Genomic DNA, 19,450 nt, shown 5'->3' with positions numbered 1-19,450 from the left:
TGATCTTGACCCTCCATCTCCGAACAGCTTTTGTATCTTAAGTTAACGATGTCCGCTGCCGCCGGTATTCCCTCGGGGAGTGATATCCCAGCGCGCTGTGCGGGTGGTTTTCATTGTAATGCGTGAACGCTACTGCAAGGTTTCGCAGTGCTGTTCTCACATCCGGTTTTGGCATGAACGCGATATAGTCTTCTTTCATCGTTTTCACGAACCGTTCGGCCATGCCATTACTCTGCGGGCTGCTCACCGCTGTTGTGCAGGGCTCCAGATTCAGCTCTCTCGCGAACCTCCGCGTTTCATACGCGGTATACGCTGAACCGTTATCCGTCAGCCACTGCACCGCTGTGTCGGGCAACCTGTCGCCGAAGCGCTTTTCCACCGACCTCAGCATCACATCCTGCACGGTCGAACTGTCATAGCCTCCCGTGCTTGCTGCCCAGTCTATGGCCTCACGGTCGCAGCAGTCCAGCGCGAACGTTACCCGCAGTTTTTCGCCGTTGTCGCAGCCGAACTCGAAGCCATCTGAACACCAGCGCATATCGCTTTCTGCCACCGCTATCTTGCCCTTATGTTCACGCTTCGGTCGCTCTGGTTTGTGATGCAACAACAACAGGTTATGCTCACGCATTATCCTGTAAAGCCGTTTGGCATTCACAGGTAGCTGTCCCTCTGTGCGACGTTGCTTGCGCAGGATGCCCCACACGCGTCGATAACCATAACTCGGCATATCGCTGATAATGTTGAGGATAGCCGACAGTATTTCTGCGTCTGCTTCTTCATTACGCCGGTTACAGCGCCTGTCCTGCCAGTCGGCAGAACGGTTAATCCGCAGTGACAGTTGCGCACGCGACACGCCCATGGTCCGGCAGACCATGGCTATTCCCCGTCCTTTGGCAACAAGGGCGCGTGCGCTATCCATTTTCGCGACTGACCGTACTCCACGGCTTCTTTCAGGATCTCAACTTCCATCGTCTTCTTGCCCAGAAGGCGCTGAAGCTCCCGGACCTGCTTCAGAGCAGCAGTAAGCTCAGAAGCAGGAACGACTTCCTCTCCAGCCGCAACGGCGGTGAGGCTGCCTTCCTGATATTGCTTCTTCCACTTAAACAGCAGGCTGGGCTGGATACCATGCAGGCGGGCGACATGGGAGACATTCATACCCGGCTCCATCGTCTGCTGGATAATGGCGATCTTCTCCTGAGGAGTTTTACGTTTACGGACTTCTTGCCCTAACAGGATCCCGGTCATCTCAAAATTGGCGTTAGTGTTAGACATATATTCAAGCCTATCTCTTATCTGGAGATACAGCTACTGTCCGGTGTTTCAGGGGGCTACATCAGTTGCGACAGGTCAGACACTTCAAAGTGCGGAACTTAAGTTCTATCACATAAACGACGCAGGCCAGGAAGTGGAATACTTTAATACCCTGCTTGAAGGTGTAAAAGTTGTATCAGTGACACCAATCGTGCATGACACACGTACGGTAACGGGAACCGGACATTTGGAAAGCGTACAACTGCGCTATGAAAAAATCACCTGGTGTATTGTAGATGGCAATATTCAATATACCGACGCCTGGAACGAACGTACTACGGCATAACAAATATGACGCAATACATCCTAATAAAGGCGCCCACAGGCGCCTTTAGCAAGACCGTTACCCCTTCGACCCTTTCCCCGCAATGACCCCGATAAACTCCAGCACCTGCTTTTGCTTACGCGCGGAGAGCTTTTCCACGGCGCGCAGGGATTTCATCAGTTCTGACTCTTCGGGTTCGGGCGCGCGGGCGGTTAACACAATACAGCCTTGCATGACGCGCACATCGACGCGGGTGCCGGTGTCGAATCCGGCGGCTTTAAGCCACTGGCCCTTCATCACGATGGACGGAAACTGGACATACTTCACCGGCAAACGGCTGTAATCAGGATAACCGCTCGCATAACCCACCTTCAGGCAACGGTTATCTGCGACGTACACTTCTGGATCAAATGAAACTGCAATACAATGCGTATCAGTCATGGTCGCTATTCCTCGATAATAGTTACTGTGATTAGCGATGCGGAGGTGTTGGCGCACCTTCGCATCGCGCTAATAAAACCCCTGTAAATTACCCCAGTAATTGGCGGGAAGTCCAGATGTAAATAACATGAAATAAGCGCGATTAGCACGCTTTCGGAATAAATAGAAATCCTCTCTATCCCAATAAACATAGTATTATTCATCGTATAAATTCATTCTTGTCCCATCCTCCTGATACCTGCCATTTCCAGAAAATAACGCCCATCTGTATCAGGCCAAAAATGCGATCTAACTCACTGAAGCAAATAGCAAACTCTGAAACAACGCCGTTTTGTACACTTTGCTTTACACTTTTAGTGATGTGAATCACAAATATAAACCCGTGAAGTGATCCGACTCTCACAAAATGGGGTGTACTCATTCAGCAATACAGTATGAGCACAGACTGGAAAGTTAAGTTTTCAGTATTTCCCCTCTCCACGGGGGCACCATCGCAAATGGCAAATCAACACGCAAAAAAAAACTTGTTGAATATGAACGGGTAAAAAAATGACGTGTGATTTGCATCACCTACATTTACAGCTTTTTAAATTATTGCCAGTGATTAATGTTGACCAGGCTATTTCCATAATCAATTAAATCTTGCATAGTGCCTCCACATTATTTCTCCCCCTGACTCAGGAGGCGAATAGTTATATTTCATCAGACTTTATTGATGAACCAGGTATGCTTTACTTCACATTAATACGTACATGACCACTGTTACTGGAGAAACAAAATGAATTATCCGGCAGAACCCTTCCGTATTAAAAGCGTTGAAACTGTATCTATGATCCCGCGTGATGAACGCCTTAAGAAAATGCAGGAAGCGGGATACAATACTTTCCTGTTAAATTCGAAAGATATTTATATTGACCTGCTGACAGACAGTGGCACCAACGCAATGAGCGACAAGCAGTGGGCCGGAATGATGATGGGTGATGAAGCCTACGCGGGCAGCGAAAACTTCTATCATCTGGAAAGAACCGTGCAGGAACTGTTTGGCTTTAAACATATTGTTCCTACTCACCAGGGGCGCGGCGCAGAAAACCTGTTATCGCAGCTGGCAATTAAACCGGGGCAATATGTTGCCGGGAATATGTATTTCACTACCACCCGTTATCACCAGGAAAAAAATGGTGCGGTGTTTGTCGATATCGTTCGTGACGAAGCGCACGATGCCGGTCTGAATATTGCTTTTAAAGGTGATATCGATCTTAAAAAATTACAAAAACTGATTGATGAAAAAGGTGCCGAGAATATTGCCTATATTTGCCTGGCAGTCACGGTTAACCTCGCAGGCGGGCAGCCGGTTTCCATGGCTAACATGCGCGCGGTGCGTGAACTGACTGCAGCACATGGCATTAAAGTGTTCTACGACGCTACCCGCTGCGTAGAAAACGCCTACTTTATCAAAGAGCAAGAGCAGGGCTTTGAGAACAAGAGCATCGCAGAGATCGTGCATGAGATGTTCAGCTACGCCGACGGTTGTACCATGAGTGGTAAAAAAGATTGTCTGGTGAACATCGGCGGCTTCCTGTGCATGAACGATGACGAAATGTTCTCTTCTGCCAAAGAGTTAGTCGTTGTTTACGAAGGTATGCCATCCTACGGCGGCCTGGCCGGACGCGACATGGAAGCTATGGCGATTGGTCTGCGCGAAGCCATGCAGTATGAGTACATCGAGCACCGCGTGAAGCAGGTTCGCTATCTGGGCGACAAGCTGAAAGCCGCTGGTGTACCGATTGTTGAACCGGTGGGCGGTCACGCGGTATTCCTTGATGCGCGTCGCTTCTGCGAGCATCTGACGCAGGACGAGTTCCCGGCGCAAAGCCTGGCTGCCAGTATCTATGTGGAAACCGGCGTACGTAGTATGGAGCGCGGAATTATCTCTGCGGGCCGTAATAACGTGACCGGTGAACACCACAGGCCGAAACTGGAAACTGTGCGTCTGACTATTCCGCGCCGCGTTTATACTTACGCGCATATGGATGTAGTGGCTGACGGTATTATTAAACTTTACCAGCACAAAGAAGATATTCGCGGGCTGAAGTTTATTTACGAGCCGAAGCAGCTCCGTTTCTTTACTGCACGCTTTGACTATATCTAAATAATAATTATGGCCCCATCTCAGGATGGGGCTTTTTTGTATTTCTTTTCCATGAACAGGAAGCCTTTGCGGTGCCCGTTACCGTGACATAACTACAAAAGTAAACCCTGACTCCGACATTTTTATTATCCGCATGATGTACAAATGACAGCTGTAATTATAACGAATAGTCTACAGGAACATTTATCATGGATATTAATGCCATTGAGCGACAGAGTAGTACCCCCGGACTGATTAGCGGAACCATGTTGGTTATCGCGACCGTAGTGGGTGGAGGGATGTTTTCCCTGCCGATTGCGATGGCTGGCGTATGGTTCCCCGGTGCGTCAGTTATTCTTCTGTTTATCGCCATCATGATGTTATTAACCGGTCTGATGCTGGTCGAAGTTAATCTGCATTATGGCGCCGGTGCCAGTTTTAATACCTTTACTCAGGATTTATTAGGTCGAAAGTGGAATATTGTGGTCGGTATCGCTTTCGGTTTTGTGCTGTATATTCTGACCTATGCCTATATCTCTGGTTCGTCGGCGGTGATGGCGCAAACCGTGTTCAAATACAGCGGCGTGCGCTTTCCGGCGAATATCTCGGTGGTGATCGTCAGTATGCTGGTCGGGGCGATTGCCTGGTACAGCTCCTTGTTGGTTGGACGTATTACTACCGTGTTGATTATCGGTAAGTTTATTGCGTTCTTTGCCACCTTCTCTGGCCTGGTGGGGCATATCGAAGTGGCGAAACTTGTCGACAGCGTGGCGGTGGCGCTGCCCAATTCGCAGTACCTGCCGTATATCCTGATGACGTTGCCGTTCTGCATTATCTCGTTTGGTTTTCACGGTAACGTGCCGAGCCTGGTTAAGCTGTATGGCACGAGCGGGATCTCAAATATTACGCGTTCGATTATCATCGGCACGCTGTTTGCCCTGCTGCTGTATATCTTCTGGCTGGGCGTCACGATGGGCAACATCAGTCGTTCCTCGTTCCCACCGATTATCGCCAAAGGCGGCAATATCGACGTGTTTGTCGAGGCTATCAGCGGGCTGTTCACCAGCCGTTATATGGATCTGATCCTGACCTTCTTCGGCAACTTTGCGGTAGCCAGTTCCCTGCTGGCGGCGACGCTTGGCCTGTTCGATTACATCGCCGACCTGTTTCACTTCCCGGATGACGGCATGGGTCGCCTGAAAACCGCGCTGGTGACCTACTTCCCGCCAGCCGCCGTGTGCTTCTTCTTCCCGAACGGGTTTGTCCACGCCATTGGTTACGCCGGTCTGGCCTTTACCATCTGGAGCGTGATCCTGCCGCCGTTCCTGGTGAAAGCGGCGCGGAAACGTTTTCCGACCGCCAGCTATACCGCGCCGTGTAATAACACCGTGCTCAATCTGGTCATTGTCTGTGGGGCGGTTGTCTATCTGACGGTTGTTCTGGACGTATTTGGTCTGCTGCCAACGTTTCGCTAGACGGAGTCAAAATGAAAAACGTGTTGTCTGTTCAGTCGTCAGTCGTTTATGGCTATGCCGGAAATAAAGCCGCCGTGTTGCCGATGCAGCTCTCGGGGATCGATGTCTGGCCGTTTTACACCGTACAGTTTTCCAACCATACCCAGTACGGGATGTGGCAGGGCATAGCGATGCCGCACGGCGAGCTGAGCGCCATCATCAGCGGGCTGGATGATCTGCAAAAACTGGCGCAATGCGATGCCGTGCTGTCCGGGTATCTCGGGGACAAACGCCATTGCGAAGAGGTGAAGCTCGCGGTCACCACCATTCGCCAGCGTAATCCGCAGGCGCTCTATTTTTGCGATCCGGTAATGGGCGACCCGCAAAAAGGCTGCATCGTCGCGCAGGGCGTGGAGTCCTTTTTTGTCGATGACGCCATTCAACTGGCTGATGTGATGGGGCCGAATCTCTATGAGCTGGGCGTGCTGACGGGCAGACAACTACGTAGTTTTGACGAGGTGGTGGAAGCGGCGCAGCAGTTGGTGGCGTGGGGCGTGAAGAAGGTGCTGGTGAAACATCTCGGCGACTGCTCGCGCGACGAACAGGCGTTTGAAATGCTGCTGGTGACGGCGGAACAGACATTACACATCGCCCGGCCGCTGTATACCTTTGCCAAAATGCCGGTGGGCGTTGGGGATCTGATTTGCAGCGTGATGCTGGCTTCACTGCTCAACGGTTATGAGGACAAGCAGGCGCTGGAGCGGACCACCAGTGTCGTCGACGCGGTGATGCGGCTGACGAAAGAGCACGACTCGTATGAACTGCGGCTGATAGACGCGCGTCACCAGATAATGGAGCCGCAAATTCGCTATCAGGCAACGGTGCTGTAGCGCCGCAAGGAGGCTCTATGTTTCTGACACTGCTACGATTTCAGCATCCGCTGATCTACCGTTTTGCATGGCTTCGTCTGTGGGTCAGGGTGTTAAGAGCGTGCGGGCTGCGTAAGTGAAAGGGGAGAACATTTTTCTCTGCTGCCGGATGCGGCGCTTGCGCCTTATCCGGCCTACAAATGAGCGTGAAACGTAGGCCCGATAAGCGAAGCGCCATCAGGCATTAGCGCCAGGCATTACACGCGGAAGTAGCGTGGTGGGATCAACGCGGAAAAGGCGTCGAACTTCTTCACCATCTTTTTCCAGAACAACATAACAACAATCCTCGATTTGAAACATCGGCGCTATTTTAGTCAGCGCCGACAAATCGTAAAGCCAGTCGCTTCGTTTCGATCCTGAAGCGGTGTAAACCTTTTTGGTCACCACGTCGTCAAATACGGTTGCCGTGAATTTGACGGGGTTGACAATGGATTACGCCATAAACCAGTAATAAAAGAGACCGACTTTCAGGCCGAGGATCACAATATAGGCGCAGCAGTATTTCATGGTGCCAGACATTATCTGGTTGGCCTGTCCGTCCATTTTGGTGGCTGAAACCGCAATGGCGATACTCTGCGGCGAAATCATTTTCCCCCCCGTTGCACCAGAAGTATTCGCCGCCGCGAGCCAGTTGGGATCGATATGCAGTTTACTGGCGGCAATGGTTTGCAGTTTGCCGAACAAAATATTCGAGTTGGTATCGCTGCCGGTAACAAACGTGCCCAGCGCGCCAATCACCGGGGCGAGGAAGACGTAGGAACTGCCGGTCAGATCGACAATCGACTGGGCCAGCGTGGAGATAATCCCGCTGAGATCCATTACCGTGGCCAGCGCGACAATCGCCATAATCGCCACAATGGAATTTTTAAGCTGGAAAATGGTTTTGATAAACACTTCCAGCATCCCGCGTGCGGACGCTCCCTGAATAAAACCGCCGATAAGGGTCGCAAAGATGATCAGCATCCCCGGCGTGGTCACCCATTCAACTTTCAGCGCCAGCGTGTTGCCGTTGGCGAGCGTGAAATGCAGCACCGAGGCCAGTTGGGACGCCGCGCCTTTGATCGTCGGGAACAGCGGTGAGCACAGTAGGATAAAAACAAAAATAAACAGATAGATAGAGCCTACGCGGAACAACACTTTTGCCGAGCGCGGCGTGGTTTCGCGGGTATGGCTGACCTCAATGCGCCACTCGGGATCGGTTTTCCCTTTGCGCAGGCGACTGACCATCGCCACGGCAAACAAGCTGACCAGGCTACCGGCAAAGGCGGGCAATTCCGCGCCAAGATGGATGGCGACAAAATATTGCGGAACCAGCGTGGTGATGCCGCAAATCAGCGTGATCAGAAATACGCCACGAATGGCTTTCAGGCCGCCGCCAATAATGCAGACAATGACAAACGGCAGCAGGATATTAAACAGCGCGAGCTGCAGAATAATGGTTCCGCCTAAGGTATACACCGGCAGATTAACCTGTTCCGCCAGAATAGAAACCGGGATCCCGACCGCGCCGAACGCGGTGGGAACGGTATTCGCCACGAGAGAAGCGATCGCCGCCTTCAGCGGGTTGAATCCCAGCGCAATAAGAATGCCGATCGGAATGGCAACCGCCGTGCCATAACCTGCCGCGGCTTCAAGGAATCCGCCGAAGCACCATGAAATCAGTAGCACCTGAATACGCTTATCTTCGCTAATGCTGGCGAGAATATCGCGCAGAATATCCAGCGCTTTGGTTGCCTGCATGACGTTATAACTGAAGATGGCGCCGAGGATCACAATCACAATCGGCCATAACCCCTTCAGGGCGCCATAGCCTATCGCGGCTTTCAGATTCTGTACGGGCATTTCCCAGAATATGGCCGACAGCGCGGCAGTGAATACCAAAGAGGTCAACACGGAATAATGGATGGGCATTTTCAATTTCAATATTAAAAATACCATCAGTAGTAAAGGAGAGAGTGCCAGGGCAAACATAAAATATTCGTTCATTGCTATTCCTGATTGGTTCATTAAACCTGATTTATATTTATGGTGGGGAGGCTACATTGCTGGGTTAATAAAGTATGTAAACTGAATCGCTTCAGTGAATAAAGTAATTATGATTTGTAGTTTTGTAACTATTGTAATCTTTTAATTAAAATCCAATGCCAGGTAAATATACTTAAGAGTAAGCTGAATACCTATAAATAGTTATATGATAACCTTTTTAATAATGCTGGTGATGAGAATAGTAAGCACCTGAAACTGTTTTTAAGGTGTTCATAACGCTGTGGTTTTAAATATAAAAATGTGAGCGAGACCGAAAGAAATAAACCTGGTTGTTGCATATGGGGGTTGATTAGGGGATTATTTGATTTTGTCATACAAATGAAAATACAGACATATGCGACTGTCCTGACTTAAGAAGCGGAGAGTCGGCATCAAAGGAAAACGACCCGAGCATCACCATGAACCCAGGCATTAGTAAAAACAGCAAACAGAAAAACTGGGCGTGAAATACGGCTGAACCTTTGCTTGATATCGCGATATCAAGCGCAATAAACAGAAATGAAGCAATGGAGTAGTTATTGTGAATGTAAATTTCTTTGTTACCTGCATTGGTGACGCACTGAAATCACGGATGGCACGAGACTCCGTATTGCTGCTGGAAAAACTGGGTTGTCGCGTTAATTTCCCCGAGAAGCAAGGGTGTTGCGGTCAGCCAGCCATTAACAGCGGTTACATCAAAGAGGCGATCCCTGGGATGAAAAACCTGATCGCCGCCCTGGAAGACAACGACGATCCGATTATCTCGCCAGCAGGCTCCTGTACCTACGCGGTAAAAAGTTATCCGACGTATCTGGCCGATGAGCCGGAATGGGCGCTGCGTGCCGAAAAGGTTGCCGCGCGTATGCAGGATCTCACCTCCTTTATCGTCAACAAGCTGGGCGTGGTGGACGTCGGCGCGAGCCTGCAGGGCCGCGCTGTCTATCATCCCTCTTGTAGCCTGACTCGGAAGCTGGGGGTGAAGGAAGAGCCGCTCGCGCTGCTGAAAAACGTGCGCGGGCTGGAGCTGCTGACGTTTGCCGATCAGGACACTTGCTGCGGCTTTGGCGGGACGTTCTCGGTCAAAATGGCCGAGATATCCGGCGAGATGGTGAAAGAGAAAGTCTTACATTTGATGGATGCGCAGCCGGAATATTTGATTGGCGCAGACGTCAGTTGCCTGCTGAACATTGGCGGTCGACTGCAACGGGAAGGCCAGCCGGTCAAAGTGATGCATATTGCTGAAGTGCTGATGAGCCGCTGAGGGGAAAGAGATGTCGATAAAAACCAGCGATGTAGAATTTAAACTGCGTATTCGTCAGCAGATAGAAGATCCGATCATGCGCAAAGCCGTGGCCAATGCGCAGGAACGTATTGGCGCAAATCGACAAAAAATGGTCGATGAGTTAGGCCACTGGGAAGACTGGCGCGATCGTGCCAGCCAGATCCGCGATCACGTGCTGAGCAACCTCGACGCTTATCTGTATCAACTCTCCGAGAAAGTGACGCAAAACGGCGGCCACGTCTATTTCGCCAAAACCAAAGAAGAGGCCACCGCTTACATTCTGCAGGTCGCGCGAAGCAAAAACGCGAAGAAGGTGGTGAAGTCCAAGTCGATGGTGACCGAGGAGATCGGCGTCAACCATGTCCTGCAGGATGCGGGAATCCAGGTGATCGAAACCGATCTCGGGGAATACATCCTGCAATTGGATCAGGATCCGCCTTCGCACGTCGTGGTCCCGGCTATTCATAAAGATCGCTATCAGATCCGCCGCGTGCTGAACGAGCGTCTGGGGTATGACGGCCCGGAAACCCCGGAAGCCATGACCTTGTTCATTCGCCAGAAGATCCGCGAGGATTTCCTGAGTGCCGAAATCGGTATTACCGGCTGTAACTTTGCCGTGGCGGAAACCGGTTCAGTATGCCTGGTGACCAACGAAGGCAACGCGCGCATGTGCACCACGCTGCCGAAAACGCACATTGCGGTGATGGGCATGGAGCGTATCGCGCCGACCTTTGCCGATGTGGATGCGCTGATCACCATGCTGGCGCGCAGCGCCGTGGGCGCTCGTCTGACGGGCTATAACACCTGGCTGACTGGCCCGCGTGAGGCGGATAACGTGGACGGACCGGAAGAGTTCCATCTGGTGATTGTCGATAACGGTCGCTCGCAGGTGCTGGGCTCTGAGTTTCGCGATGTGCTGCGCTGCATCCGCTGCGGGGCCTGTATGAACACCTGCCCGGCGTATCGCCACATTGGCGGACACGGCTATGGCTCTATCTATCCCGGCCCTATTGGCGCGGTGATTTCTCCACTGCTCGGCGGCTATAAAGATTTTAAAGATCTGCCGTACGCCTGTTCCTTATGCACGGCCTGCGACAGCGTCTGCCCGGTGCGTATTCCGCTGTCAAAACTGATCCTGCGTCATCGTCGGGTGATGGCCGAGGAGGGCATTACCCCGAAAGCCGAGCGACGGGCGATCAAAATGTTCGCTTATGCCAATAGCCATCCGGGGCTGTGGAAAGTGGGGATGATGGCGGGCGCGCATGCGGCAAGCTGGTTTATCAATGGCGGGAAAACCCCGCTCAAGGTTGGCGCGATTGGTGACTGGATGGAGGCGCGCGATCTGCCTGATGCTGACGGCGAGAGCTTCCGCAGCTGGTTTAAGAAACATCAGGCGCAGGAGAAAAAGAATGGATAACCGTACCGCGTTTTTAAACACCATCGCCCAGGCGCTGGGTCGCCCGCCGCGTTTCGAACCGCAAGCGGATGCCGCGCCGGTTAACAATTATGCCAACGAGCGCCTGACCGAACTTAACCCGCAGCAGCGCTGCGATGCGTTTATCCAGTTCGCCAGCGAAGTGATGCTGGCCCGCTGTGAACTGACTCGCGAGGACCAGGCCGCAGAAGCAGCGCTACGCCTGTGTGAAGAATTGGGTCAGCCGGTAGTGCTGAGCGGCGACAGCCGACTGGTGGCGCTGGGCATTACCGAACGCTTGCAGCAGGAATGCAACGCCGTGGTCTGGGATCCGGCGCGAGGCAGCGAAAATATTACCGAGGCCGAGCAGGCGAAAGTCGGCGTAGTGTATGCCGAGTATGGCCTGACTGAGTCCGGCGGCGTGGTGCTGTTTTCCGCGCCGGAGCGCGGGCGTTCTTTGAGCCTGTTGCCGGAGTCCTCGATTTTCGTGCTGCGTAAAAGCACCATCCTGCCGCGCGTGGCGCAACTGGCAGAAAAACTGCATCAGAAAGCGCAGGCCGGTGAGCGTATGCCGTCGTGCATTAACATTATCAGCGGACCCAGCTCGACGGCGGATATTGAGCTTATCAAGGTGGTTGGGGTGCATGGCCCGGTGAAGGCGGTGTATCTGATTATCGAGGATTGTTAAGGCAGGAGAAAGAACCGCTCTGGGCTTTGGGCCAGAGCGGTATCGACGTTATGCAATCAGGCTGATGATCAACACGATTACCAGGCCAACCACGGAGTTCACCAGCTCCAGCAGACCCCAGGTTTTCAGCGTATCCTTCACCGACAGGTCAAAGTAGCCTTTGAACAGCCAGAACGAGGCGTCGTTGATATGGGTCAGGGTGTTGGAGCCTGCCGCCGTCGCCAGTACCAGCAACGCCGGATCGACGCCCACCAGTTGACCGGTTGCCGGGTCGAGAATGGCTGCGCTGATAATCCCCGCCGCCGTCATGGCTGAGACCACGCCCTGACCGGTTGCCAGACGAATAAGCACGGTTATCAACCACGCCATGATGTATGGAGAAATATTGCCGTGCGACATCAGCATGCCGATGGTATCGCCGATGCCGGTATCGATAATGGTCTGCTTCAGTACGCCGCCCGCGCCGATGATCAGGATCACCATGGCGATGCTTTTCACCGCGTTTTCAAAGGCGTTCATCACCCACTGCATGTCGTGACCACGCGCGGTACCAAACAGCACGAAGGCGACAATCATGGCGATAAACATCGCAATTGGCGAGGAGCCTAAGAAGTTGACCACTTCCCACGCCTGCGTTCCTTTCACCAGCCAGATGTTGGCGATGGTGGTGGAGATCATGATGATCGCCGGGATCAGCGGAACCAGAATAGAGATGCCGAAAGACGGTAGATTGTTCTGGTCAACCGGTACGTCGGCCTTCATGAATGACGGCGTCGGGCGATCGAGGTTGCCGAGGAACTTCGGCAGGATAAGCCCGGCGCAGATCACGCTCGGAATAGTCACCAGAATACCGTAGATGTAGACCATGCCCATGTCAGCGCCGTAGGCGTTAACCAGCGCGACCGGACCAGGCTGCGGCGGGAACAGAGAGTGGGCGGTGGTGGCGGCGGCAACGGCAGGAATCGCCAGCTTGAGGAACGGGATCTTCGCTTCTGCGGCAATGACGATCACCAGCGGCGCCAGCATAATAAACGCCACTTCATAGAACATCGCCAGGCCGAAAATCAGACCAATAATGATCACCGACAGTTGCACATAGCGCAGCCCGAGTCGCGCCAGCAGCGTATGAGCAATCTGATGCGCCGCTCCGGAATCGACCATCAGCTTACCGATGACTGCCCCGAATACCACGATAATCGCCAACTCACCCAGCGTGCTGCCAAAGCCGGATTTCATGGTGTGCAGCAGCGCCATTAAGTCCATACCCGCCAGCATGCCGACCGAGAGCGCCGCCAGCAGCAGGGCGACCATCGAGTTTATTTTGAATCTTAGATTGAGCACCAGCATCAGACCGATGCCGAATACGACCCACAGAATATTGAGAACATGCATATAACGTCTACCTTTATTGGTTGAACTATTATGATTTTGGTTGAGATGTTATCCGTATTGGTTAACCATTGATGCGATGAATGTTACATTGCGTTACATGTTTACATCTTCACTGCGCTTCCTGGCCGCAAAATGGCGATCTAATCAGCAAAAATCGTGATTTGGTTAACCAATTAATTCCTTCAGGTTGACATGTCATACCAAAAGGAGGAATTTATGTGCCATATCGTCGAGTCCATAACGTAAATGAGGAATAAAAGATGGAACAGACATGGCGCTGGTATGGTCCTAACGATCCGGTCACCTTAGCGGATGTACGTCAGGCGGGTGCCACGGGCGTGGTCACCGCCTTGCACCATATCCCGAACGGGGAAGTGTGGACGGTTGATGAGATCCTAAAACGCAAAGCCATTATTGAGCAGGCGGGCTTGGTCTGGTCGGTCGTCGAAAGCGTACCGATCCACGAAGACATTAAAACCCGTTCTGGTAACTATCAGCAGTGGATCGCCAACTACCAGCAAAGCCTGCGTAACCTGGCCCAGTGCGGCATTCGTACCGTGTGCTACAACTTCATGCCGGTTCTCGACTGGACCCGTACCGACCTGGAATACGTCCTGCCGGACGGCTCCAAAGCGCTGCGTTTTGACCAGATTGAATTCGCCGCCTTTGAGCTGCACATCCTCAAACGTTCGGGCGCGGAAGCGGATTACACCGCCGAAGAGATTGCTCAGGCGAATGAACGCTTCGCCACCATGAGCGATGAAGACAAAGCGCGTCTGACCCGCAATATCATCGCCGGTCTGCCGGGCGCGGAAGAGGGCTATACGCTTGACCAGTTCCGCCAGCATCTTGCGCGTTATAAAGATATCGATAAAGCCGCACTGCGCGAGAACTTTGCCGTCTTCCTGAAAGCAATTATTCCTGTGGCGGAAGAAGCAGGCGTGCGGATGGCGGTACACCCGGACGATCCGCCGCGCCCAATCCTCGGCCTGCCGCGCATTGTTTCCACCGTGGAAGATATGCAATGGATGGTCGATACGGTCAACAGCATGGCGAACGGTTTTACCATGTGCACCGGCTCCTACGGCGTCCGGGCGGACAACGATCTGGTCAACATGATCAAACAGTTTGGCCCACGCATTTACTTTACCCACCTGCGCTCCACGCTGCGTGAAGATAACCCGAAAACCTTCCATGAAGCGGCGCATCTTAACGGCGACGTCGATATGTACGAAGTCGTGAAAGCGATCGTTGAGGAAGAGCAGCGCCGTAAAGCCGAGGGTAAAGAGGACCTGATCCCAATGCGTCCGGACCACGGCCATCAGATGCTTGACGATCTGAAAAAGAAAACCAACCCAGGCTACTCCGCGATTGGTCGCCTGAAAGGGCTGGCGGAAGTGCGTGGCGTTGAGATGGCTATCCAGCGCGCTTTCTTTAGCCGCTAAAGCGAGTTGCCGGTCACCTGTCTGGCCGGCTTTTTCTTTTCTCTTCCGTTGGTCATTCAACGGGTTCTGGAGTTCACGATGACAACGACAATTGCCAATAGCAACCTGCCGGTAGCTCGACCTGCATGGGACAGCTCGCGCCTGCAATCCCGCATTGTTCACCTGGGATGCGGCGCATTTCACCGCGCGCATCAGGCGCTGTACACCCATCATCTGCTGGAAACCACCGACAGCGACTGGGGGATCTGTGAAGTTAACCTGATGCCGGGTAACGATCGCGTCCTGATTGAAAACCTGCGCAAACAGCAACTGCTGTATACCGTGGCGGAAAAAGGCGCGGACAACACCGTGCTGAAAGTGATTGGCTCGATGAAAGAAGCGTTGCACCCGGAGCTTGACGGTTGTGATGGTATTTTACAGGCTATGGCGCGCCCGCAGACGGCAATTGTCTCGCTGACGGTCACGGAAAAAGGCTACTGCACTGATGCTGCCAGCGGTCAGTTAGATCTCAATAACCCGCTGATTAAACACGATTTGGCGAATCCAGGCGCGCCGAAATCGGCGATTGGTTACATCGTACAGGCGCTGCATCTGCGTCGTGAGCAAGGGCTTGCGGCCTTTACCGTGATGTCCTGCGATAACGTGCGTGAAAATGGTCATGTGGCGAAAGTCGCAGTGCTGGGTCTGGCGCAGGCGCGCGACCCGCAGCTGGCGCAGTGGATTGAGGCTAACGCCACTTTCCCGTGCACCATGGTTGACCGCATTGTTCCGGCGGCGACGCCAGAAACGTTGCAAGAGATTGCCGACCAGTTGGGCGTGTACGATCCGTGTGCTATCGCCTGTGAGCCATTCCGTCAGTGGGTTATCGAAGATAACTTTGTCAACGGTCGCCCTGACTGGGACAACGTTGGTGCGCAGTTCGTTGCCGATGTGGTGCCGTTTGAAATGATGAAACTGCGTATGCTCAACGGCAGCCACTCTTTCCTCGCGTATTTGGGCTATCTCGGCGGCTATGAAACTATCGCTGATACCATGACAAATCCGGCGTACCGCAAAGCGGCGTTCGCGCTGATGATGCAGGAGCAAGCGCCGACGCTGTCGATGCCGGAAGGCACCGATCTTAACGCCTATGCGACGCTGCTCATTGAGCGTTTCAGCAACCCATCACTGCGTCACCGCACCTGGCAGATTGCGATGGACGGCAGCCAGAAATTGCCGCAGCGCCTGCTGGATCCGGTGCGTCTGCATCTGCAAAACGCCAGCGACTGGCGTCACCTGGCGCTGGGCGTGGCGGGCTGGATGCGCTACACCCGTGGCGTGGATGAACAGGGGCAGGCCATTGATGTTGTCGACCCCTTGCTGGCTGAGTTCCAGCGCATTAACCAACAGTTCCAGGGGGCCGAACGCGTGACGGCGCTGCTGGGGCTGAGCGGCATTTTTGGCCATGATCTGGCGGAAAACGCTGATTTTGTGGAGACAATTATCGCGACGTATCAACAGCTGTGTGAACACGGCGCACGCGAGTGCGTTGCGGCGTTAGGCGCTGACGCATAATCCCCGAAGTATGACGGGTCAATCAAAATGCTGATTTGGTTGACCCGTTTTCTGTTTTTGGCTTCCCGCAAATGCTATAGTTCAGGCGAAAAAACGTTTTTTGTAGGCTTGATAAGATGCGTCAGCGTCGCCATCAGCCAACGGCACAGGTGCCGGATGGCAGCGCATGTGCCTTATCCGGCCTACGGATCTGAATTGACGCATCTGACGGACATAACACGATGAAATCGAACACTTCTCAACAAAGACCCTACCAGGAAGTGGGTGCAATGATCCGCGATCTGATTGTCCAGACGCCGTACCTGCCCGGGGAGCGTTTGCCGCCGGAACGTGAAATTGCTGAGATGCTCAATGTCACTCGCACGGTGGTTCGCGAAGCGTTAATTATGCTGGAAATTAAAGGTCTGGTGGACGTGCGCCGCGGCGCCGGGATCTACGTACTCGACAATGCAGATGCGCAGACCATCGACAGTACGGATGTCAATCATTGCAATGACGCGGGCCCGTTTGAGCTGCTGCAGGCGCGACAGCTGTTGGAAAGCAATATCGCCGAATTCGCCGCGCTGCAGGCTACCCGTGAAGATATCGTTAAAATGCGCCAGGCGTTACAGCTGGAAGAGCGGGAGCTGGCCTCCAGCGAAGCGAACGGTTCTGAAAGCGGCGACATGCAGTTCCATCTCGCCATAGCCGAAGCCACGCATAACAGCATGCTGGTGGAGCTGTTTCGCCAGTCATGGCAGTGGCGTGAAAACAACCCGATGTGGATCCAGCTCCATAGCCACCTTGACGATACCCATTACCGTAAAGAGTGGATGGGTGACCACAAACAGATCCTGGCGGCATTAATCAAAAAGGATGCCCGTGCAGCCAAGCTGGCAATGTGGCAGCATCTGGAAAACGTCAAACAGCGCCTGCTGGAGTTTTCAAATGTTGATGACATCGACTTTGATGGTTATCTGTTTGATTCCTGGCCGCTGGATAAAGTTAACGCCTGATTTTCCTTCCTCTCCCATGCGGGCTGTTGCAGCCCGCGCGACACTTTTCAGCACAAAAGTTTATTGCATAACAACGCTTTTTTCTCGTCATGAACGTCACGTAAAAAAAGGTTTCCATCACCTCAGATGATGATTTTTCCTCCGTCATTACGCGGTGAAAATTGATTTATATCAATTAAAAACAACTTATTTTTGCATGCGAAAAAATGCATTGTTTACCTTATTTTTACCTTTCCGTGCTTATTTTTAGACAAAATGGGCCTGTGTTAAGTGAGAATCAAACTGATTTCCGCGGTGGTCAGAGCGAGGCAGCCCGGAATAACAGTGCATAAAAACAGGCGCTTCACGGAAATGTAGACATTAATAACGGCACGTAACTTATTGGCTGTAATGATGTTTTGATTTGAGGTCATGTTTATTGTCAATAGTTCTGGCTTTTTTAATCAAATGAATAAAAGTGAATATATGTAAAGTTAAAATTACACATTATTCTATAATCAAGTTATCTTTCATTTGAAATGCTGTTCCAGTTTTTTGTCCGTTATTAACAGTTTCATTACTATTGTCACTGTATTTTGCCGTTGACATGTTTTTACACTGACTGCATATTTCATCGCCATAAGCGTGTTTGCGTTCAGGAGATGATAATGCCCTCTCGAGATTACCCCGATATTAGAAAGGCCAGGGGTACCCGTTCAAAAGATATGGTTCTTTTAAGTGCCCGTGTCGATACCTCTCTGTGGGAATATGTTCGTACGCTGGCATTTGAAACCCGTAAAAGTAAACAAGATATTATTGCCGAAGCAATAATGTTATATCGCTCTGTTAATGAGAGCGTAAACGAAGAATCCAAGTAATTACTCTCTGTTCGGGTTTTATTTAACCCAAAATGATATGTGTCTTGCCACTTTATTATTACCTTCATTGGTGTGTTAGAGGTTTTCCCCTTTTCCATAGGGGGCTTTTTTATGCGGGTATTCTGCCTTCATAACAAAGTTGATAGCAAAATTCACAATTAAAAGTGAGTAATAACATGAAAAAGTCAGCAGTGGCATTAGCTGTAATGGTATTAGGGGTAACCTCCGTTCATGCAGCGGAAATTTATAATAAAGATGGCAACAAACTGGATCTGTACGGCAAAGTAAAAGCGGTCCATTCCTGGACTGGCGGCACCGATGCCGACGGTACATACGCGCGTCTGGGTTTTCGCGGTGAGACACAAATCAACGATCAACTGACCGGTTATGGCCAATTTGAAAGTCAGTTTGATGCCTCTAAAGCAGAAGGTTCTCAGAATGGCGTCAATACACGTCTGGCGTTTGCTGGCCTGGATTATGGCCATGACGTTAGCTTTGACTACGGTCGTAACTACGGTATCGCTTACGACGTGGGAGCTTACACTGACACTCTTTCAGAGTTCGGCGGCGACTCCTTTGAAGATGCTGACCGCTTCCTTACTTCACGTACTTCTGGCGTTGCAACACTCCGCACCAAAAATCTCTTTGGAGCCGTTGATGGTCTGAACATTGGTGCGCAATACCAGGGTAAAGGTGATGCCAACTCGGAAGACCCGACAAAACCTAATTTGACTAAGCAGCACGGTAACGGCTACGGCTTCTCCCTGGGCTATGACAACATTGCGGATTCCGGCGTGTCTGCTATTGCGACCTACACAAATAGTTCAATCACAGCAGCCCAAAAGAAAGGCAATAAAGACGGTAAATGGGATGGCGAAAACGCAGAGTTCTGGGGCGCGGGTCTGAAATATGATGCTAATGCCATCTACGTCGCGACCATGTACGGCAAGTCCCACAACCTGATTCAGGATGCGGATAAAGCTGAGCACTTTGAAGCAATGGCTGCGTATGTGTTTGATTTTGGTCTGCGTCCGAACGTGGGTTACGTTCACGCGCGTGACAACAACAATAATGACCTGACTGAATACGTAGCGTTTGGCACGGATTACTACTTCAACAAAAACATCGTGGCTGATGTGGGTTACAAAATTAACCTGCTCGACGGCAAAGACGACGACAACAAGGTTGTTGCGGGTCTGACCTATCAGTTCTAGGTTTTTGTACTGATATGCAAAAGGCGTCTTAGTTAAGACGCCTTTTTTACCTCTGC

General features: G+C 52.0%; 16 protein-coding genes and 1 pseudogene. 12 read left to right on the top strand and 5 right to left on the bottom strand.

Annotation, left to right across the window (positions count from 1 at the left end; translation table 11 throughout):
• Nucleotides 1-37 precede the first annotated feature (37 nt).
• Nucleotides 38-1,245, bottom strand: a protein-coding gene (locus tag OGV38_RS09830) for an IS3 family transposase (RefSeq protein WP_117086587.1) whose coding sequence is annotated in 2 segments (ribosomal slippage) — nucleotides 38-924 and nucleotides 924-1,245 — 1,209 coding nt in all. Because the reading frame shifts where the segments join, the coding sequence is not laid out codon by codon here.
• A gap of 88 nt (nucleotides 1,246-1,333) precedes the next feature.
• On the opposite strand from OGV38_RS09830, the pseudogene tssD reads away from it, so the two are divergent.
• Nucleotides 1,334-1,597 (top strand): annotated as a pseudogene (tssD, locus tag OGV38_RS09825) (type VI secretion system tube protein TssD); the annotation flags it as partial.
• Between the two features lie 57 nt (nucleotides 1,598-1,654).
• Here the strand turns inward: tssD and symE are convergent.
• Nucleotides 1,655-2,017 carry an endoribonuclease SymE gene (symE, locus tag OGV38_RS09820; protein WP_019078284.1) on the bottom strand — a complete coding sequence of 121 codons (363 nt, stop codon included), beginning with the start codon at nucleotides 2,015-2,017 and terminating at the stop codon, nucleotides 1,655-1,657.
• 778 nt (nucleotides 2,018-2,795) lie between these two features.
• Here symE and OGV38_RS09815 point away from each other — a divergent pair.
• From OGV38_RS09815 to pdxY, 3 genes are all read left to right on the top strand, one after another.
• The gene (locus tag OGV38_RS09815; protein ID WP_016155590.1) at nucleotides 2,796-4,166 is read left to right on the top strand and encodes a tyrosine phenol-lyase; all 1,371 of its coding nucleotides are present in this window, start codon (nucleotides 2,796-2,798) and stop codon (nucleotides 4,164-4,166) included.
• A 188-nt stretch (nucleotides 4,167-4,354) separates the two neighbouring features.
• Nucleotides 4,355-5,620 (top strand): aromatic amino acid transporter, encoded by a 1,266-nt coding sequence (locus OGV38_RS09810; RefSeq protein ID WP_016151548.1) that lies wholly within the window; start codon nucleotides 4,355-4,357, stop codon nucleotides 5,618-5,620.
• An 11-nt stretch (nucleotides 5,621-5,631) separates the two neighbouring features.
• Nucleotides 5,632-6,489, top strand: a complete 858-nt coding sequence (gene pdxY / locus OGV38_RS09805; RefSeq protein ID WP_269518433.1) for a pyridoxal kinase PdxY — start codon at nucleotides 5,632-5,634, stop codon at nucleotides 6,487-6,489.
• A gap of 216 nt (nucleotides 6,490-6,705) precedes the next feature.
• On the opposite strand, the gene OGV38_RS09800 is transcribed toward pdxY, so the two are convergent.
• Both OGV38_RS09800 and OGV38_RS09795 read right to left on the bottom strand, forming a co-directional pair.
• Nucleotides 6,706-6,912: a hypothetical protein gene (locus OGV38_RS09800; RefSeq protein ID WP_176443277.1), complete on the bottom strand. Its 207-nt coding sequence runs from the start codon at nucleotides 6,910-6,912 to the stop codon at nucleotides 6,706-6,708.
• A 48-nt stretch (nucleotides 6,913-6,960) separates the two neighbouring features.
• Entirely contained in the window at nucleotides 6,961-8,514 is a 1,554-nt protein-coding gene (locus tag OGV38_RS09795; protein WP_286473240.1) for an L-lactate permease, read from the bottom strand.
• A gap of 580 nt (nucleotides 8,515-9,094) precedes the next feature.
• Here OGV38_RS09795 and OGV38_RS09790 point away from each other — a divergent pair.
• The 3 genes from OGV38_RS09790 to OGV38_RS09780 are packed head-to-tail and all read left to right on the top strand — an operon-like array spanning nucleotide 9,095 to nucleotide 11,937.
• Complete coding sequence (locus tag OGV38_RS09790) at nucleotides 9,095-9,814, top strand: (Fe-S)-binding protein (RefSeq protein ID WP_016151551.1); 720 nt, start codon at nucleotides 9,095-9,097, stop codon at nucleotides 9,812-9,814.
• Between the two features lie 10 nt (nucleotides 9,815-9,824).
• Nucleotides 9,825-11,252, top strand: a complete 1,428-nt coding sequence (locus OGV38_RS09785; RefSeq protein WP_286473238.1) for a LutB/LldF family L-lactate oxidation iron-sulfur protein — start codon at nucleotides 9,825-9,827, stop codon at nucleotides 11,250-11,252.
• Nucleotides 11,245-11,937: a LutC/YkgG family protein gene (locus OGV38_RS09780; RefSeq protein WP_269518436.1), complete on the top strand. Its 693-nt coding sequence runs from the start codon at nucleotides 11,245-11,247 to the stop codon at nucleotides 11,935-11,937. Before OGV38_RS09785 ends, OGV38_RS09780 begins: the two co-directional genes overlap by 8 nt.
• A 48-nt stretch (nucleotides 11,938-11,985) precedes the next feature.
• Here OGV38_RS09780 and gntP read toward each other — a convergent pair whose 3' ends face one another.
• Complete coding sequence (gene gntP / locus OGV38_RS09775) at nucleotides 11,986-13,329, bottom strand: gluconate permease GntP (RefSeq protein WP_016155594.1); 1,344 nt, start codon at nucleotides 13,327-13,329, stop codon at nucleotides 11,986-11,988.
• Nucleotides 13,330-13,589: 260 nt separating this feature from the next.
• Between gntP and uxuA the strand changes: the two genes are divergently transcribed.
• From uxuA to OGV38_RS09750, 5 genes are all read left to right on the top strand, one after another.
• Nucleotides 13,590-14,774, top strand: coding sequence for a mannonate dehydratase (gene uxuA, locus OGV38_RS09770; RefSeq protein ID WP_047414556.1), 1,185 nt, complete (start codon nucleotides 13,590-13,592; stop codon nucleotides 14,772-14,774).
• A 78-nt stretch (nucleotides 14,775-14,852) separates the two neighbouring features.
• Complete coding sequence (locus OGV38_RS09765) at nucleotides 14,853-16,328, top strand: fructuronate reductase (protein WP_016151556.1); 1,476 nt, start codon at nucleotides 14,853-14,855, stop codon at nucleotides 16,326-16,328.
• 221 nt (nucleotides 16,329-16,549) lie between these two features.
• Entirely contained in the window at nucleotides 16,550-17,323 is a 774-nt protein-coding gene (gene uxuR, locus OGV38_RS09760; RefSeq protein ID WP_065554582.1) for a Uxu operon transcriptional regulator, read from the top strand.
• A gap of 647 nt (nucleotides 17,324-17,970) precedes the next feature.
• Nucleotides 17,971-18,180 (top strand): hypothetical protein, encoded by a 210-nt coding sequence (locus tag OGV38_RS09755; protein WP_016151558.1) that lies wholly within the window; start codon nucleotides 17,971-17,973, stop codon nucleotides 18,178-18,180.
• A gap of 176 nt (nucleotides 18,181-18,356) precedes the next feature.
• The gene (locus OGV38_RS09750) at nucleotides 18,357-19,394 is read left to right on the top strand and encodes a porin (protein WP_269518441.1); all 1,038 of its coding nucleotides are present in this window, start codon (nucleotides 18,357-18,359) and stop codon (nucleotides 19,392-19,394) included.
• Nucleotides 19,395-19,450: the final 56 nt, after the last annotated feature.

It is taken from the genome of Citrobacter sp. Cb080, assembly GCF_030334745.1.
GTDB classification, from domain to species: Bacteria; Pseudomonadota; Gammaproteobacteria; order Enterobacterales; family Enterobacteriaceae; genus Citrobacter; species Citrobacter braakii.
Note: the sequence above shows the minus strand (reverse complement) of the source record. Positions and strands in the feature narration are given on the sequence as shown.

What these genes read in the sequence shown, in the direction of transcription:
- symE (WP_019078284.1), bottom strand. Translation starts at nt 2,017, where the DNA reads ATGACTGATACGCATTGTATTGCAGTTTCATTTGATCCAGAAGTGTAC.
- OGV38_RS09815 (WP_016155590.1), top strand. Translation starts at nt 2,796, where the DNA reads ATGAATTATCCGGCAGAACCCTTCCGTATTAAAAGCGTTGAAACTGTA.
- OGV38_RS09810 (WP_016151548.1), top strand. Translation starts at nt 4,355, where the DNA reads ATGGATATTAATGCCATTGAGCGACAGAGTAGTACCCCCGGACTGATT.
- pdxY (WP_269518433.1), top strand. Translation starts at nt 5,632, where the DNA reads ATGAAAAACGTGTTGTCTGTTCAGTCGTCAGTCGTTTATGGCTATGCC.
- OGV38_RS09795 (WP_286473240.1), bottom strand. Translation starts at nt 8,514, where the DNA reads ATGAACGAATATTTTATGTTTGCCCTGGCACTCTCTCCTTTACTACTG.
- OGV38_RS09785 (WP_286473238.1), top strand. Translation starts at nt 9,825, where the DNA reads ATGTCGATAAAAACCAGCGATGTAGAATTTAAACTGCGTATTCGTCAG.
- OGV38_RS09780 (WP_269518436.1), top strand. Translation starts at nt 11,245, where the DNA reads ATGGATAACCGTACCGCGTTTTTAAACACCATCGCCCAGGCGCTGGGT.
- gntP (WP_016155594.1), bottom strand. Translation starts at nt 13,329, where the DNA reads ATGCATGTTCTCAATATTCTGTGGGTCGTATTCGGCATCGGTCTGATG.
- uxuA (WP_047414556.1), top strand. Translation starts at nt 13,590, where the DNA reads ATGGAACAGACATGGCGCTGGTATGGTCCTAACGATCCGGTCACCTTA.
- OGV38_RS09765 (WP_016151556.1), top strand. Translation starts at nt 14,853, where the DNA reads ATGACAACGACAATTGCCAATAGCAACCTGCCGGTAGCTCGACCTGCA.
- uxuR (WP_065554582.1), top strand. Translation starts at nt 16,550, where the DNA reads ATGAAATCGAACACTTCTCAACAAAGACCCTACCAGGAAGTGGGTGCA.
- OGV38_RS09755 (WP_016151558.1), top strand. Translation starts at nt 17,971, where the DNA reads ATGCCCTCTCGAGATTACCCCGATATTAGAAAGGCCAGGGGTACCCGT.
- OGV38_RS09750 (WP_269518441.1), top strand. Translation starts at nt 18,357, where the DNA reads ATGAAAAAGTCAGCAGTGGCATTAGCTGTAATGGTATTAGGGGTAACC.